Raw genomic sequence first — 16,287 nt, 5'->3', positions numbered from 1 at the left:
ACTCGATTCAGAGGGCGGCGTCCGCCAGGCGCCCCCTCAGCTTCAGCATCAATCCCTCGGGACGGTAATCCGTCGCGGACAATTCCCTGAAATAGGAACGGAGCGACCGTTCGATCAGGACCGAACCAAAGCCTTTGCATCGTGGCGGAATGACGGGCGGGCCGCCGCGCTCTGACCACTGCACGGACAGCCGCGCGTCCTGGTCCACCCCCTCCACCGACCAGTGCAGCGTGGCGATACCCGAATCGTTCGACAAGGCCCCGTATTTGGCGGCGTTCGTCGCCAGCTCGTGCAGCGCCAGGGCAAAGGCCATGCTGGCTTCCGGTTGCAGGACGATCGGCGGACCGTCGATGATGATCCGCTCGCCGATGCCGCCATGCGGGGCCAGCGTGCGCTCCGCCAGTTCGCGAAGGTCGGCGGATCGCCACGACTTGCCGGTCAGGATGTCCGTCGCGCCGCCCAACGCGACGAGGCGCGCCGACAGGGCCTTTCCGGCGGTTGCGGTATCGGGCGAATTGCGCAGCGTCTGCTGTGCGATCGACTGGATGACGGTGAGCACGTTCTTCAGGCGATGGGCCAGTTCGCCGTTGAGGTACCGCATATCCTCCTCGGCCTGCTTGCGCTCGCGAATGTCGCGGGTGACCGTCCCGTATCCGACCATTTCGCCGCTCGCATCGGTGATGGGGAAAACCGAATAGAGCATCGGGATCAGCTCGCCGGTTCCGAAATGCCGGAAGAGCACGTCGCCCGACCAGCTTCCCCGCTCGGCCACGGCCGGGAGCGCTTCGTGCATCACGATTTCGAGGGCGTCAGGCAGGAAGAAATCGGCGATCGAGAGCGTGGTATAGTCCACGTCCTCCAGCCCGACGATGCCGCGGGCGGCGTCGTTCATGTAGAATATGCGCCCGTCGAGATGGGCCATCGCCACGAAATCGGTGCTGTTCTCCACCAGCCGGACGAAGCGGTCGCGCTCTTCCTCGCTCTCGCGCAATTCGGTGATGTCGCGCGAGACCGACAGGATACGGTCCCAACGCCCATCGGCGTCGAAAATGGGGCTGACCGCAACATGCCACCATTTCCAGTTGCCTTTCATGGTGCTGGCGCGACCAATAAAGCTGGAGGACTGGCCCGCGCGCGCAGCCTTCAGGGCAGCCTTGGCATCCCGATTGCCGTTACCCGTCCAGAAATCGGGCCACGGACAGCCGACGATGGCGTTGAAGTCGCTGACCTCCATCACCCGCTGCCCGCCATCGCTCATGAAGGCCAGCCTGCCCTCCAGATCGAGGACCTTGATGCAATCGGTCGAGCTGGCAAGGACGCTGCCGGTGAAAGATTCGCGTTCCCGCAGATTCTCGAACGCCATGTCTCGGTCGCGCAAGGCGCGAACCCGCTCGGTGGCGTCCGAACAGATGTTCAACAGCCCCGCGATTCGCCCGCTTTCATCGTGAACCGGCGAATAGGCGAAATCCCACCAGCTTTGCTCGTCGACGCCGTCCCGGGTCATGGTGACCGGCTGATCGCGGACGGCGACACGCTCGCCACAAAGGGCGCGGTCGATCAACGGGTGGAGGACGTCCCATCGCTCGGGCCATGTCTCGCTGGCGGGCCGCCCCAGGGCGGCAGGATGGCGGTCGCCCAAAATCCGTGCATATTCATCATTATAGATCTGAATCCGATCCGCCCCCCAGATCAGACACATCGCCTGACCGGCATGGAGCATGATGTCGACAGCGGTGCACAGGCTCTGCGGCCAGTCCGCCATGGCACCGACCGACGAGGCGGCCCAGTCATGGGCGCGCACCCGCTCCATCATCATCGGGCCATGCTCGGGCGGTCTGCCTTCGTCCTTGCCAAAATCCATATGTCGTCCGCCCCCGGCTGTTGATCAGAAAGCCGTCATGCGCTTGCTGCCACCCTATGGGGAAACGGACTAACCCAACCCAGGCCAGAGATAAAGCAACCCGACCGACCCGCCAGGCACGCCGATGCCTCCACGGGGGCCCGGGGTCGCTAAAAAGACATCGGCTATGCCGGGGAAAGCCAGCCGCCCTTGAACCCGGCACGTTCCAGCCCGGCGCGGATATAGGGGTTTTTCTGCATCGTCTTCCAGATCAGGCCGCTGCGCCAGTTTTCGATCATGCACGCGATCGGCCCCTGGTCGATGCCGAGGAAATCGTCCGCGACCCAGCCGATATAGGGCACCACCTTGCCATGCTGCAGCTTGACGTCGGTCAGCGTCAGCGTCGGGTTGAAGCTGTCGCGAAAGCCGTAGCGGTCATAGATGGCGGTGCCATAGGTCGAGTACATGGCCCGCGCCGCTGGCAGCACGATCTCGGGCGCGAAGGCCACCGAGCCCAGTGCGGCGGTGGGTGCGATCGTGCCGTCGTCACGGTCGCCGGGGCCGCGCGCCGAATAGGAGAAGAACTCACGCTTGCGCCCGTTGATCTCGCGCACGAAATCCCCCGGCCCGTCGCACGCGGTGAGCCCCCAGACATTCTCGCCATAGCCGCGCCAACCCGCCGGATTGTTGATCGCATAGCGGCGCTGCGCATAGGTCGCGCGGCGGCTATTCTCGAAATAATCGAAGCCGCGCCGCTTGGAATAGGTATCCATCAGGCCGCGAAAGTCGATCCAGACCTGGCTGTACTGATGCCCGAACAGCGGCGGGAAGGCGGTGAAGGGATTGTCGTATTTCTCGTCCCAGGACGGGTCGAACTTGGCCGTCCACGCGTCCCAGGTCGTGGGCGGCAGCGCATGGGTCGGCGAGCCCAGCGCCAGGACGTACAGGATCAGGCTTTCGTTATAGATGTTCCAGTCGGAGCCAATGAACCCGCTCTCGGGATGCCAGCCCATCGAGACGAAGGGCTTGCGCGGCGTGATCCAGTCCCATTCGACTGCGCGGTAAAGCTGGTCGGCGAGCGAGCGGATTTCCCGCTCGGCGGGGTCGGCCTCGTCGTCGAACCAGGTCTGGGCGAACAGGACGCCGCCCAGCAACAGCGCGGTGTCGATCGTCGACAGTTCGGTCCGGGCGAAGCGATGCCCCTTGGTGACGCCGAGGAAATGGTAGAAGAACCCCTTATAACCGGTCATCCCCTCCTTGTCCGGCCCTTGCGGGGCGTTCGCGAAGAAGCGCAGCGTGGCCAGCGTGCGCTGCGCGGCGGCGGCTCGGGTGATCCAGCCGCGCGTCGCCGCGATCGGATAGGTGGTCAGCGCGAAGCCGACCGCCGCGATCGAGGCGAAACTGGGGGTCGGCCAGCGATCGGGAGCCAGCCCGGTCGCCTGATCGGTGGTATTCCAGAAATAGCTGACGGTCCGGCGCTGGATATCGTCCATCAGCGGATCGCTGGCGCTCGCCGGGGTGGTGCCGACCCTGGGCAGCGCGCCGGGGAAGGCCAGCAGCGGCGCCCGCTTCGGCGCGAGCGGCCCGGCGGTGCACCCCGCCAGCCACCCCGCCCCGCCCAGCGCCGCGGCGCGCAGGATATCGCGTCGATCGAACGTCATGCGGTCATTCTCGATTCTGTACCGTCACCCCGGTGCTGGCCGGGGTGACGGTGGAGGACGCATCAGAAGTTGAAGCCTGCCGACAGCTTCACCGTGCGCGGCGGATTGCCGCCGATGCTGTAGGTCGACACCTCGCGATAGAGGCTCGGCGAGCCGGGCGTGCGCGTCGTGTCGCTCGGGTCGTTGTTATAGTCGACATAGTTGCGATCGTTCATCGCGTTGATGATGTCGACGCGGAAGCGGATGCGCGTCGCATCGCTGATGAACTTCAACGGCACATATTTGGTGAACGCCAGGTCGAGCTGGCGACGGCCCCAGCGATCGCCCAGTCCGAACACTTCCGATCCGACCAGCGTCCGCTGATACGGCGTGGACGTGTCGAGCAGCGCGCGCTGGAAGGTCGGGCTCTCGATCTGGAACTTCGCCGACATCGTCACGCCCAGCGGCGTGTCGACACTGCCCGCCACCACGAAGCGGTGACGCGGCACCACGCCCGAACGCAGCATCGGGTAATCCGACGCCTTGGGGAAATCGAGCAGGAAGTAGGACGACTGGTCGTTGTTCGGCCGGTTATCCACCGCCGCGGTAAAGGTATAGGTGGCGTCGATGCTCCACGGCGAGGCCGCGGAATAGGCCTTGGTCAGCTTGGCATAGGCCGAGTCCGCGCGCGTCTCGAGCCCATTGTCGCCCAGGATGATCGCGCCGTAACCGCTGGGCGCGAAGCTGGTGTTCGGTCCCTGCGGCGCACCCGTGGTCGGCGACGGCGCGAAGAACGACCCGTCGGGACGGCGCGTGCCGAGCAGATAGACGAAGCCGTCCTTGCTGACGATCCGGGTATATCCGACCTCCAGCTCGACCGGGTTGAACCGCCCGCGTAGCCCCAAGCTGAACTGGTCCGAATAGGGGACCTTCAGATCGTTGTTGATGAAGCGGAACTCGCGCCCGCCCGGGCTGCCATTGCCGATCAGCTGCTGGCGACCGGCGTCGGTCAGATAGATCGGGTTCCACGGGATGCAATTCGGTCCGGGCGTGCACGGATTGATCGTGTCGGCACCCTGGAACAGGAACTCGCGGCGCTGGAAACGGCCATTGGCCAGTTCCTGCTGCAGGAAGTCGAACTGGTTGCGGTCGTACGACCGGCCATAGCCGCCGAACACCGCGAACCGGCCCTGCTCATCCAGGCGATAGGTGAAGCCGACACGCGGCTGCCATGCGCCCTTGAACGCCTTCCGGTTGCTGCCGGTCGAGATATAGTCGCCGATCTTGTAATCCGCGTTGACCAGGTTCGGATAGTTGGCGGGCGACACCGCGTTGACGTTCTCGGCGGAGGTCACATAGTTCAGGAACGCCGGGGTCCGCTCATAATCCCAGCGCAGGCCGAGGTTCAGCGTCAGCCGGTCGGTCACGTCCCAGTCGTCCTGCGCATACAGACCGAGCTGAAAGTTCTTCGAACGGATGCGCGGATCGCCCAGGCTGCCATTCGCGCCGAATTGCAGGCTGTACGGGATCTGGTCGTTGAAACCGCTCGCGGACGGCAAGGTGGTGTCATAGAGATAGAGCGGGTTGATCAGGTTCTGCTCGAGCGAGTTGAGCGTCACCCATTTCGCCTTCGCGCCAACCTTGAACGTGTGGTTCTCGACGCCGGTCCAGGTGAAATCGTCCTGGACGGTCCAGCCCTTCTGCCCCTTGTCCTGGAAGCCCAGCCCGGCGCCGGTGCGGAACAGGTCGAAGGTCGACACGCTGCTGCCGTTGCGTGTCGTGGTGCGGAACTGCTGGCCGATGCCGTTCTCGGCGGGCTGCGGCGACCAGGCGACATCCTCGTAGGAGACGCGCACGTCGTTGATCCACGAGTCTTCGCTATGCTGCCAGCGCAGCATGCCGCGCTTCTCGTTGACCTTGCTCAGCGTGCGCGTGGAGAAGGCGGCATTGCCATTGCCGATCTGCACGCCGGTCTCGTTGCGATATTTGCCGGTCAGTTCGACCAGGTCCTTGTCGGTCGGCTCGAGGTCGATCTTGCCGAAATACAGGTCCTGCCGGAAGCTCGAGTTGAACGACCCGAAAATGTCGCGATACTGGGCGGGCAGGCTCGACACCGCGACGCCGTTGGTCGGCAGGATGTCGATCGGCACCTGCCGCCGCTTGCCCTCATAGCTGACGAAGAAATGCGCGACGTCCTTGACGATCGGGCCGCCCAGCGCGACGCCGAACTGCTTGTCCTCCGAGGGGATCTTGGCGATCTTGGCGGGATAGATTTCGGTCGGGCGACGGTCGCGCAGATTCTGATTGGTGAAGTCGAAAAAGCCCTCGCCATGGAATTCGTTGGTGCCCGACTTGGTGCCCGCGATGATCGCGACCGAGCTGACCTGGTCCAGTTCCGCCTTGTAGTTGGACGACAGCACCTGATACTCGCCGATCGCGAGCTGCGGGAACGGGTTGCCGGGCGAGCTGTCCTGGCCGGTCAGGCCGCCGCGCAGTACGTAATCCTTCTGGCTGACGCCATCGATGAAGACGTTGACCGAGTTGCTCCCTTGCGCCCCGCCCTGGATGCGCGAGCTGCCGTCCGAGCTTTCGATGAAGCGCACGCCGGGTGCGAGATCGGCAAAGGCCAGGAAGTTGCGGCTGTTCTGCGGCAACTGCTCGATCAGGCGCGGCGTGATGTTGATGCCGACCTGCCCGCCGGACAGCGAGCGGATGCGGCTGCCGGTGACGATGATGTCGCCCTGCTGGGCTTCGGCAGGCGGGGGTGCGGTCTCACCGGCGGTATTGTCGCCCGGTGCGGGCTGGGCCGGTGCCGGGGCGGTGGTCAGGTCGAGGTCGAGCCCGGCATTCTGCCCGACGCGCAGGGTGAACTGGTCCGAATTGCGCGTGCCGTTCTGAAGGCGGATCTCCAGCCGATAGGCGCCAGCCCGCAGCGACGGGAAATTATAGCTGCCGTCCGCGCCGGGCACGACCGTGCGGCGAAAGCCGGTGTCGACCTCGACCAGCGTCACGTCCTGCAACGGATTGTCGGGCGCGGTGCGGATCACGCCGCGCAACGCCGCCTGCCCGGCCTGCGCCATGGCGGGCGCGCTCCACATCGTGGCGGCACCCAGCCCCGCCAGCATCGTCGCCCCGGCGAGCGCCAGCCTGAAAGCGTTCCGTGTCATAAACCTATCCCCTGTCCGTTTCTCTTGTTGTCTCACGCACCATCAGATGCGGGACGATGACCTCGTCCACCCCGGTGGATGCGTCTCCCGAAGATTCTTCGCGCGTGCCCGCGATCCGCGCGGCAAGCTGCGCCACGGCCCGCGCGCCCATCGCCGCGATATCGATCGCGACGCTGGTCAGTGCCGGGCTCACCAGCCGTGCCAATGGAATGTCGTCGAACCCGGCGACCGCCACCTGTTCCGGCACCGCGATGCCGTGGCGCTTCAGCGCCATCAGCGCGCCGATCGCCATCATGTCGTTCGCGGCGAAGATCGCATCCGCCACCAGCGTTCCCGCCGCGACGCGTTCGCCGACCTTGGTGCCGCTGGCCTCCAGAAAGTCGCCTTCGATCACGCTCAGGGCCACGCCCGCCTCGGCGGCGGCGGCCTCCGCGCCCGCGCGCCGCTCCTGCGCGTCGAGATTGCCCGCGGGGCCGGAGATATGGACGAGCCGCTTCGCTCCGCCCGCCGCCAGATGCGTGACGGCGGCGGCGGCTCCGGCGCGATTGTCGATCCGCAGGTTCGGGCTGCCGACCTGTGGCGCGCAGGCCAGGAACACGGCCGCCAGCCCGCGCGGCATATGCCGGGCAAGGACATCGGGGTCGAGTTCCGGCGCCATCACCACCAGCCCGTCGACCTGCCCGCGCAGCGCCGTCAGCGTGTCGAGACCGCGCCCGTCGTGAAGCACGGTCAGCAACAGTCCCAGTCGGCGCGTGCTCGCCTCTCGGTCCATGCCGCGCAGCAATTCGGAGAAGAATTCTCCGTGCAGGTCGGGCAGCACCACCCCGATCGCGCCGGTCCGTGCCATGCTCAGGCTTCGCGCGCCAGCATGGGGGACATAGCCCAGTTGCGCGGCCGCTTCCTCGACACGTGTACGCATCTCCGCGCGGACATGGTCGCGCCCGTTGAACACCCGTGACACCGACGCGACCGAGACGCCCGCCACCCGCGCGACGTCATGGATCGTCGCATGCGCCCTGTGCGCCGACGGAGCGGCGGTAGAGTCACCGCGCGCCGCCGGAGCGGCGGCAGGGGCAGATGTGGGTCGGGCAGGCGACATGGCCGGCTGAAGCATCCTCTCTGTATCGCGGGCTTGTAACCGCTTACAGAAACCGCTTACATGAAGCCGACATGACAATCAATCGGTCGATTGGTCGGCGTAACGAAATCCGGACGGCGGCCTGGAATATGATCCGGGCAACGGCGTAGACGGCATCGAAATGACGTGGAAAGGGAGCAGGATGGACGGGCAGGATCGGCGGATTTCACGGCGCGCATGGCTGGCCGGGGCGGGTGCGGCGCTGGCATGGTCGGCCAGTCCGGCACGCGCCCTGCTTTCCCTCGTTGCCGAACGACCGCTTCCCGCGACGGTCGAGGCGCTGATCCCGCGCATGACGCTGGCCGAAAAGGCCGGGCAGCTCAACCTGCTCGCCGCGGCCTGGGCGGGGGGTGCGGCGACCTCGCTCAATCCGGCTGGCGCGGCGTCGAGCTTCGACACGCAATTGCGCATGGTGCGCCGGGGCGAGCTGACCGGTGTGTTCAACGGCAATGGCGCGGAGATGGCGCGTCGGATGCAGACCGAGGCGGTGCGCCGATCGCGGCTGAAGATCCCGCTGCTGTTCGCCGCCGACGTCATCCACGGCCTGCGCACCGTCTTTCCGGTGCCGCTAGCCGAGGCGGCCAGTTTCGACCCCGATCTGGCGCGCCGGACCGCCCGCGCGGCGGCGGCCGAGGCGGCGGCCTCGGGGATCGACTGGACCTTCGCGCCGATGGTCGACATCGCCCGCGATGCACGCTGGGGTCGCGGCGTGGAGGGTTCGGGCGAGGATGTGCTGCTCGGCCGGTTGATGGCGGCGGCGCGCGTTGAGGGGTTTCAGGGCAGCGGCCTCGCCGCACCGGATGCAGTCGCGGCCTGCGCGAAGCATTTCGTAGCTTACGGCGCGGGCGAGGCGGGGCTCGATTATAACAGCGTCGACGTGTCGGAACGGACGCTGCGCGACATCTATTTCCCGCCCTTCCAGGCGGCGTTCGCGGCCGGAGCGCCGACCGTCATGGCCTCGTTCAACGATCTGTCGGGGATACCCGCCACCGGCAACCCGTGGCTGCTCGATACCGTCCTGCGCAAGGAATGGGGGTTCGGCGGATTGGTCGTCTCCGACTATACCGGCGACGAGGAACTGATCGCGCACGGTTTCGCCAAGGACGGACGCGATGCGGCGCGGCTGGCCTTCCTGGCCGGGGTCGACATGTCGATGCAGAGCGGCCTGTATCTCAAATATCTTCCCGATCTGGTCGAGAAGGGCGAAGTGCCGCTGGCCCGGCTGGACGAGGCGGTGCGCCGCGTGCTCGCGCTCAAGGTCGCGCTCGGCCTGTTCGACGATCCGTTCCGCCGCATCGACCCGGCGCGCGAAAAGGCACGGATTCGCACGCCCGAGACGCTGGCCCTGGCCCGCGAGGCGGGCGCGCGCAGCATCGTCATGCTCCGCAACGAGGGCGACCTGCTCCCCCTGCCCCGCTCGGGCAAGAAGATCGCGCTGATCGGACCCTTTGCGGGCGGCGGGCATGACCTGATCGGGCCATGGAACGTCTATGGCACCGACCGCGAGGCCATCGATCTGGTCACGGCGGTGCGCGAGACGCTCGCCGGTGCGACCCTGGACGATGGCAGCGATGTGGCGCGTGCCGTCGCCACGGCGCGCGACGCCGATATCGTGGTTCTCGCGATCGGCGAGACGCAAAATATGTCGGGCGAGGCGCAATCGCGCACCGAGGTCACCGTGCCCGCCGAGCAACAGGCACTGGCCGAGGTGATCGCCGCGACCGGCAAACCCTATGTCGTGCTGCTGCGCACCGGGCGCGCGTTAGCCCTGACCGGCGCGGTGGCGAAGGCTCCTGCCCTGCTGGTGACGTGGTTCCTGGGCTCGCAGGACGGCCCCGCCATCGCCGATGTGCTGTTCGGCGCAGTGTCGCCCTCGGCACGGCTGCCCGTGTCCTTCCCGCGCGCCAGCGGACAGGTGCCCTATTATTATGCGCATCGCAGCACGGGCCGCCCCAATCCGCCGGGGGCTCTCCAGCCCTACAAGACGCATTTCCGCGAGCATCCGAACAGTGCCTTGTTCCCGTTCGGGCACGGCCTGACCTATGGCGAGATGGTCTATTCGAACCTGCGCCTGAGCAGCCCGACGATGGGCGACGCCCCGCTGACGATCCGGGCGACCGTCACCAATAGCGGTCGCATGACGGCGACCGAAGTGGTCCAGCTCTATATCCACGACGTCGTGGCCAGCGTGACCCAGCCGGTGCGCGTGATGAAGGCCTTTACCCGCGTCACCCTGGCACCGGGCGCGACACAGGAGGTGACCTTCACCCTCACCCGCGCCGACCTGTCCCTCACCGGTCGCGACCTGAAGCCGACCACCGAACCCGGCGCTTTCCGCCTCTGGGTCGCCCCATCGGCCGAGGCCGAGGGGCTTGCGGGCATGTTCACCTTGGCGTGATTGTCGCGCCCCCTTCGATCCGGACACGGTCCGAAGGGGGCGCGACAAGGCGCGGCGAACTCGCCAATCTCCTCAATGACGGGATTCCACTAAATCGCTGCGGCATTCCGACGCCGTTCGCATGAATCACGTTCTGAATGATCGTAGTTGCGGTCAGCTATGCCCTCATGCGCACGCGCCGCGACACGCTCGAGCGGCCCATTCGGTTTATCCATGGATGGCCGCACGCGAGACGCAACCGCAGCGATGCGACGCCTGCCTCAACCCGGCATTGAAACGCACAGCCCACCAATCACCGCAATAAGTAATGCGACTCATTCTCATATTTTGGTTGCGCACGCTATTGCGCGCTGATTAATGAGAATGATTGTTAATATCTAAAGGGGTGATTCATGCTTTTGACGCTGGCCGCGATGGCAGCGCTCGGACAGCCTGTGCGCGAGGAAGACGCGACGGAGCAGCGTGATGTCGTCGTCACCGCAACCCGCGCACCGATCCAGGCGCAGGATGCGCCGGTGACCGTTTCGGTCAAGAATGCCGATGAGATTGCGGACGAACTGGCGACCGATATCAAGGATCTGGTTCGCTTCGAACCGGGGATCAGCGTGCGGCGTGCGCCCACCCGCTTCGGCGCGGCGCTTGGCACGACGGGCCGCGCAGGGAATGAGGGCTTCGTCGTTCGCGGCATCGGCGGCAACCGCGTCCTGATTCAGGTCGACGGGGTCCGTGTCCCCTATGGCTTCAGCTTCGGCGCGCAGGATGTCGGGCGCGGCGACTATGTCGATCTGGGCCTGATCAAGTCGGTCGAGTTTCTGCGGGGGCCAGCCTCCGCCCTGTACGGCAGCGACGGTCTGGCGGGGGCGGTGAGTTTCACCACTAGCGACCCCGCCGACATATTGGGCGGCAAGACGTTTGGCGGCTCGCTGCGGACACAGTATAATTCGGCGGACGAGGAATTCACCCAGTCGGGGGTCGTCGCGGGCCGCTCGGGCGCGGTATCGGCGATGCTGGCCTATACGCGGCGCGACTTCTCCGAACTGAAGAACAAGGGCGATGTCGAGGGCACCGGCGTCACCCGGACCGCACCCAATCCGCAGGACGGGCGGGCCAATGCGCTGCTCGGCAAGTTGGTCTGGGACGTCGCGCCCGGGCATCGCCTTCGCGCCACCGGCGAGTATCTCGACAACCGCATCGACACCGATGTGCTGACCGGGATCAACCGCAATGTCGCGGGGTTGCAGGCGCGCGACACGGGCAAGCGGTGGCGCGCCGGGCTCGACTGGACCTATGACGGGGCCGGACTTGTCCAGTTCGCGCGCGCGGCAGCCTATGTCCAGGACGCGAACAACCGCCAGTTCAGCGCCGAGGACCGGGTGACGCTGGCGGATCGCACCCGGCTCAACACGCTGGAAAACCGGGTCTATGGCGGATCAGGCGAGATAAGGCTGGGCTTTTCGACCGGTCCGATCACGCACCGGCTGGTGACGGGCGCCGATATCAGCGTGCTGCGCCAGCGGGGGCTGCGCGACGGCACGGTTCCGCCTGCGGGCGAGATCTTTCCGACGCGCGCCTTTCCGACGACCGACTTCACCCTGGCCGGGGCCTTTGTCGGGGATGAGATCGGCATCGGGCCGCTGACCCTGCATCCCGCCCTGCGCTACGACTGGTATCGTCTGTCGCCCGATCGCGATCCGCTGCTGCCCCGATTTGTCGGCGCCGCCCAATCGGCGGACCGGCTGAGCCCGCGCATCGGCGCGGTCCTGAACCTCGCCCCCGCCTTGCGGCTGTTCGCCAGCTATGCGCGCGGCTTCCGGGCGCCCGAGCCGGGGCAGATCAACCAGTTCTTCTCGAACCTGGCCTTTGGCTATACCTCGATCCCCAACCCGAACCTGCGCCCGGAAACCAGCGAGGCGATCGAGGCGGGGCTGCGCCTGAACAGCGAGGCCGTCGATCTGTCGGCCAGCGTCTTCCGGGCCGATTATCGCGACTTCATCAGTCAGGAGGTCGTGGGCGGCACCTTCACGCCCGCCGACCCCGCCTTGTACCAGTTCGTCAATCTCGACCGCGCCAAGGTAAAGGGCGCGGAGGCCCGCTTCGAGGGGCGGGCGCGCAATGGCCTCACCGGCCAACTTGCCCTGTCCTATGCCGAGGGCGAACAGATCGCCGCCAACGACGCCCGCAGGCCGCTCGCCACCGTCGATCCGCTCAAACTGGTGATGGGCATCGGCTGGCGCGAGCCGGACCATGGGCGCTTCGGCGGCCAGGTCATCATGACGCACAGCGCGCGCAAGGCGGCTCGTGACACCACCGGCCTGTTCAGTACGGAATGTTTCCGGCCTGCCGCCTTCACGATCCTGGACGCGACGCTGTTCGCCCGGGTGACGGATGCGCTGACGCTGCGCGCGGGTATCTTCAACCTGACCAATGCCACCTATGCCTGGTGGTCCGACGTCCGCGGCCTCGGTGTGCCGCGCCCCCTGCCCGCGGGCGCCGCCGATGTGCCGCCCATCGCCTTCACTCAGCCGGGCCGCAACGCCAGCGCCTCGCTCACCCTCCGTTTCTGAAAAGGGTCTATTCGATGAAGAACCGTTCGATGCTGATCGTCGCGGCGCTCGCGCTGCTGCCCGTCCCCGCCCTGGCCGATGGTCCGCTCCGGCAGACCGCCGTCGAGGCACAAGCCGCCAAGGCCGCCGACCGCGCCGACATCCTGGCGATGGCCGGAACCTTTAAGGTCCGCTTCGACATGCAGGAAACGACACCCTGGGCGGCGGACTATACGCCGCTGGACCGCAAGATCTCGGGCGGGAACGAGGTGGTTCGCGTGATCGAGGACAGGCCCGACCATATCGCGCTCCAGCATCTGCTGGTCGTCGAGCATGACGGCGAGACCCATGTCATCAAGCATTGGCGGCAGGACTGGGATTACCAGCCCTCGCGCGTGCTGGTCTATGCCGGTCAGGGCAAATGGGTATGGGAAGCCGTGCCCGAACGGATGCGCGCCGGGCGCTGGTCACAGACCGTCTATCAGGTCGATGACAGCCCGCGCTATGCCGGATGGGGCCAGTTCGAGACGCAAGGCGGTGTCCGCCGCTGGCGATCCAACTGGACCTGGCGCCCGCTGGCCCGCCGCGATGCCGTCCGCCATCCGGTCTATGACCGCTATTACGCGATCAACCGGCACCAGCCGACGCCGACCGGCTGGGTGCATTGGCAGGACAATATGAAGATGGGCCTCAAGGACGGCAAGCTCGTCCCCATCGTCCAGGAATCGGTGCTGAACACTTATGAACGCTTCGACGGCTTTGATGGGAAGGCAGCCGACGATTACTGGGCAAAGACGAAGGATTATTGGGCCACCGTGCGGGCGGCCTGGAGCCGGGTGGCGGATACGAAGGGCGGCATCGCGATTCAGGAGCAGGCGGAAACCGGGACGGTCATCAGCGGTCGCCTGCTGGCCATCGCCGACGACATCCGGTCGGGCAAGATGACCAGCGAGGCCGGAACGGCCGAGGCGACCGCACTGATCGATCGGAACACCAAAAGGATCGGATGATCAGGACGGATCACTGCCCTCGGCCGCCGGTGCGGCCTTGGGCAGGTCCACCTTGATCTCGACCCGGCGGTTCTTGTCGCGCCCCTCGGGATCGTCCGAGCCGTCGAGCTTGCGATTGGGGGCGATCGGCCGTGCCTCGCCCAGCGCGATGACGGTGATCCGCTCCGCCGCGACGCCCCTCTTGACCAGATAGTCCCGCGCCGCCTCGGCCCGCTTGCGCGAGGCGATCAGGTTGGAGGCGTCCGAGCCGGAGGAATCGCTATGCCCCCAGATGGTGATCGGCCCGCCCAGCGCGAGCACGGGATCGGCGGCCAGCGTGTCGAGCAGGGCGATCCCCGCCGGATCAGGCTGGGCGCCCTTGGCCGGGAATGGGACGGTCAGTTCGACCGGCTCGGCGGGCGGCGTCGGGGTGGGCGAAGGTTCGACATCCGGGCGGATGATCGACTTCTTGGCCTCTTCCGGTTCCTCCGCCGCCACCGCATTGCCGGACACGGCCATGTTGCTTTCGGCCTCGACATTGGCCGGGGTTTCGGCGGCTTCGTTCGCGGCCGGTTCGCGGCTCGGCTGACAGGCGGTGATGCCCAGCGCGACCAGGGCCGTCGCGACGGCGCGTGCGGCCCGGATGTTCCCTGTCGGTATCGTCATGCGCCTACCTCTCCCGTTTCGAAGACCTGATTAGCGTCCGGATCGCCGTGACGCGAGGGGCCGTAGGATATGACGATGTCGCCATTTTGCGGGGCTGGCCGGGCGGCATGGGTAAAGAAGCGGATGAGACCGTCCTTGCGCAGCACGAGCAGCATGTCGGCCTCGTCCGGCAGGATCGACCGGGCATGGTCGAACTTGAACTGCTCGCTGATCCGCGTCTTGCGGAAGGTCCAGCCCGCCGCCTCGCGCCGCAGGATGTCCTCGACGCCGTGCCCGGCGGTGAACATCGCGCGGCCGCGAAGAGCTTCGGGCAGGCGGCGATGATCCTCATGGTCGCCGCTGCCGCCGAGCTGATAGACCGAGTCCCGGCCGATATCGTGCGCGAACTCGCTACAGACCAGCGCGTTATACGCCTCGTTCTCGGTCGTCGCGACCAGCACCTGGAATTGGGTGAGGTCGAGCCGTTCCTCGGTCGTCTCGGCCAGGATCTCGCCATGATAGGTCTCGATCCCCGCCTGACGCGCAGCCGACAGGCGCTGCCAGCTGGTGTCGACGATCATCACGGGCAGGCCCAGCGACTGGATCTGGCGGGCGAGCGAAATGCTCCAGGGCGTGCTGCCCACGACCAGCAGCCCCTTCTGCGTCGCCCCCGTCACCTTCAGCCAGCGCGCGACATGGCGGATGCTGAAACCGTGGGCGATGATCGTCGCGACCACCACCGCAAAGGACAGGGTGACGAGGATATTGCCGTTGCCATAGCCCAGCTGGTCGAGCCGCAGCGCGAACAGACCCGACACCGCCACCGCGACGACGCCGCGCGGCGCGATCCAGGCGATCAGCAACCGCTCGTTCCAGGGCAGCTTGCTGAAGGCCAGTGCGATCAGCACGGTCGCCGGGCGGACCAGGAACAGCAGCGCGAACAGGAAGGCGGCGAAGCGCCATTCGAACAGGCGCAGCACCTCGAAATCCAGCGAGGCGGACAGCAACACGAACACGCCGGAGATGAGCAGGACGGTCACATTCTCCTTGAACGGATGAATGTCGCGCAGCGAGTCCAGCCGCATATTGGCGATCGCGATGCCCATGACGGTCACCGCCAGCAGCCCGGTTTCCTGCTGGATCAGATTGGACAGGACGAAGGTGCCGATCACCGCCACCAGCAGGACCGGGGCCTTGAGATATTCGGGCACATGGCCGCGCGGAAAGGCCCAGGCGATGGCCCGCGCCATGCCATAGCCGATCAGCCCCGACACCACCGCCGCGCCCAGCAGCGCGATAACGACAGACGCCAGCGTGCCCCCCTCGTCGACGCGGCGCAGATATTCATAGGTGATGACGGCGCACAGCGCGCCGAACGGATCGTTGACGATCGCTTCCCATTTCAGGATCGCACGCGGGCGCGCCGCGATATTGCTCTGGCGCAGCAGGGGGATGACGACGGTGGGCCCCGTCACCACCAATATGCCAGCGAACAGGATCGCCACCGGCCAGACCAGCCCCGCGACATAATAACAGGCCAGCGACCCCAGCACCCAGCCCAGCGGGATGCCGATCATCATCAACCGGGTGACGGCGCCTTCGGTCTTGCGAAGCTCCCGAAAATTGAGGCTTAGCCCCCCCTCGAACAGGATCAGCGCGACCGCCACCGAGATCATCGGTTCCAGCAGATCACCAAAGGTATGTTCGGGAATGATAAGCCCGGTGATCGGTCCGGCGATGACACCGGCGGCCAGCATCAGGGCGATGGCGGGCCACCCCGTCCGCCACGCAATCCACTGCGCGCCGATGCCCAGAACACCGATCAGCGCGAAAACGAGTGCTTGTTGTTCCATGGTGCCGTGTAACTCACAGGCTTCCCAAAGGTAACCGCTGCCCCGCCATATGCGGTGCGCCGGGCACGATCCGC

General features: G+C 66.5%; 9 protein-coding genes. 3 read left to right on the top strand and 6 right to left on the bottom strand.

All coding sequences use genetic code 11. The features are described from left to right. Nucleotides 1-7: 7 nt before the first annotated feature. The 4 genes from ASF14_RS19400 to ASF14_RS19385 form a co-directional block, all read right to left on the bottom strand. On the bottom strand, nucleotides 8-1,861 hold the full coding sequence (locus ASF14_RS19400) for a PAS domain-containing sensor histidine kinase (RefSeq protein WP_056439222.1): 1,854 nt from the start codon (nucleotides 1,859-1,861) through the stop codon (nucleotides 8-10). A 164-nt stretch (nucleotides 1,862-2,025) separates the two neighbouring features. Continuing rightward, nucleotides 2,026-3,501: a glucoamylase family protein gene (locus ASF14_RS19395; RefSeq protein ID WP_056439219.1), complete on the bottom strand. Its 1,476-nt coding sequence runs from the start codon at nucleotides 3,499-3,501 to the stop codon at nucleotides 2,026-2,028. A gap of 62 nt (nucleotides 3,502-3,563) precedes the next feature. Further along, nucleotides 3,564-6,647: a TonB-dependent receptor gene (locus ASF14_RS19390; protein WP_236697155.1), complete on the bottom strand. Its 3,084-nt coding sequence runs from the start codon at nucleotides 6,645-6,647 to the stop codon at nucleotides 3,564-3,566. Between the two features lie 4 nt (nucleotides 6,648-6,651). After that, entirely contained in the window at nucleotides 6,652-7,761 is a 1,110-nt protein-coding gene (locus tag ASF14_RS19385) for a LacI family DNA-binding transcriptional regulator (protein WP_236697154.1), read from the bottom strand. Nucleotides 7,762-7,927: 166 nt separating this feature from the next. On the opposite strand from ASF14_RS19385, the gene ASF14_RS19380 reads away from it, so the two are divergent. From ASF14_RS19380 to ASF14_RS19370, 3 genes are all read left to right on the top strand, one after another. Beyond that, nucleotides 7,928-10,183, top strand: coding sequence for a glycoside hydrolase family 3 N-terminal domain-containing protein (locus ASF14_RS19380; RefSeq protein ID WP_056439213.1), 2,256 nt, complete (start codon nucleotides 7,928-7,930; stop codon nucleotides 10,181-10,183). A 392-nt stretch (nucleotides 10,184-10,575) separates the two neighbouring features. Beyond that, nucleotides 10,576-12,747, top strand: a complete 2,172-nt coding sequence (locus tag ASF14_RS19375; protein WP_056439211.1) for a TonB-dependent hemoglobin/transferrin/lactoferrin family receptor — start codon at nucleotides 10,576-10,578, stop codon at nucleotides 12,745-12,747. A gap of 14 nt (nucleotides 12,748-12,761) precedes the next feature. Further along, the gene (locus ASF14_RS19370) at nucleotides 12,762-13,736 is read left to right on the top strand and encodes a DUF6607 family protein (protein ID WP_056439208.1); all 975 of its coding nucleotides are present in this window, start codon (nucleotides 12,762-12,764) and stop codon (nucleotides 13,734-13,736) included. Here the strand turns inward: ASF14_RS19370 and ASF14_RS19365 are convergent, their stop codons facing one another. Further along, nucleotides 13,737-14,381: an OmpA family protein gene (locus ASF14_RS19365; RefSeq protein WP_082442355.1), complete on the bottom strand. Its 645-nt coding sequence runs from the start codon at nucleotides 14,379-14,381 to the stop codon at nucleotides 13,737-13,739. It abuts the gene before it with no gap. After that, complete coding sequence (locus tag ASF14_RS19360; RefSeq protein WP_056439205.1) at nucleotides 14,378-16,213, bottom strand: cation:proton antiporter; 1,836 nt, start codon at nucleotides 16,211-16,213, stop codon at nucleotides 14,378-14,380. Before ASF14_RS19360 ends, ASF14_RS19365 begins: the two co-directional genes overlap by 4 nt. Between the last annotated feature and the right edge of the window lie 74 nt (nucleotides 16,214-16,287).

It is taken from the genome of Sphingomonas sp. Leaf257, from assembly GCF_001422185.1.
In the GTDB taxonomy this organism is placed as follows: domain Bacteria; phylum Pseudomonadota; class Alphaproteobacteria; order Sphingomonadales; family Sphingomonadaceae; genus Sphingomonas; species Sphingomonas yabuuchiae.
Note: the sequence above shows the minus strand (reverse complement) of the source record. Positions and strands in the feature narration are given on the sequence as shown.

Excerpts from the sequence above, each read along its gene's own strand:
- ASF14_RS19400 (WP_056439222.1), bottom strand. The coding sequence starts at position 1,861 with ATGGATTTTGGCAAGGACGAAGGCAGACCGCCCGAGCATGGCCCGATG.
- ASF14_RS19395 (WP_056439219.1), bottom strand. The coding sequence starts at position 3,501 with ATGACGTTCGATCGACGCGATATCCTGCGCGCCGCGGCGCTGGGCGGG.
- ASF14_RS19390 (WP_236697155.1), bottom strand. The coding sequence starts at position 6,647 with ATGACACGGAACGCTTTCAGGCTGGCGCTCGCCGGGGCGACGATGCTG.
- ASF14_RS19385 (WP_236697154.1), bottom strand. The coding sequence starts at position 7,761 with ATGCTTCAGCCGGCCATGTCGCCTGCCCGACCCACATCTGCCCCTGCC.
- ASF14_RS19380 (WP_056439213.1), top strand. The coding sequence starts at position 7,928 with ATGGACGGGCAGGATCGGCGGATTTCACGGCGCGCATGGCTGGCCGGG.
- ASF14_RS19375 (WP_056439211.1), top strand. The coding sequence starts at position 10,576 with ATGCTTTTGACGCTGGCCGCGATGGCAGCGCTCGGACAGCCTGTGCGC.
- ASF14_RS19370 (WP_056439208.1), top strand. The coding sequence starts at position 12,762 with ATGAAGAACCGTTCGATGCTGATCGTCGCGGCGCTCGCGCTGCTGCCC.
- ASF14_RS19365 (WP_082442355.1), bottom strand. The coding sequence starts at position 14,381 with ATGACGATACCGACAGGGAACATCCGGGCCGCACGCGCCGTCGCGACG.
- ASF14_RS19360 (WP_056439205.1), bottom strand. The coding sequence starts at position 16,213 with ATGGAACAACAAGCACTCGTTTTCGCGCTGATCGGTGTTCTGGGCATC.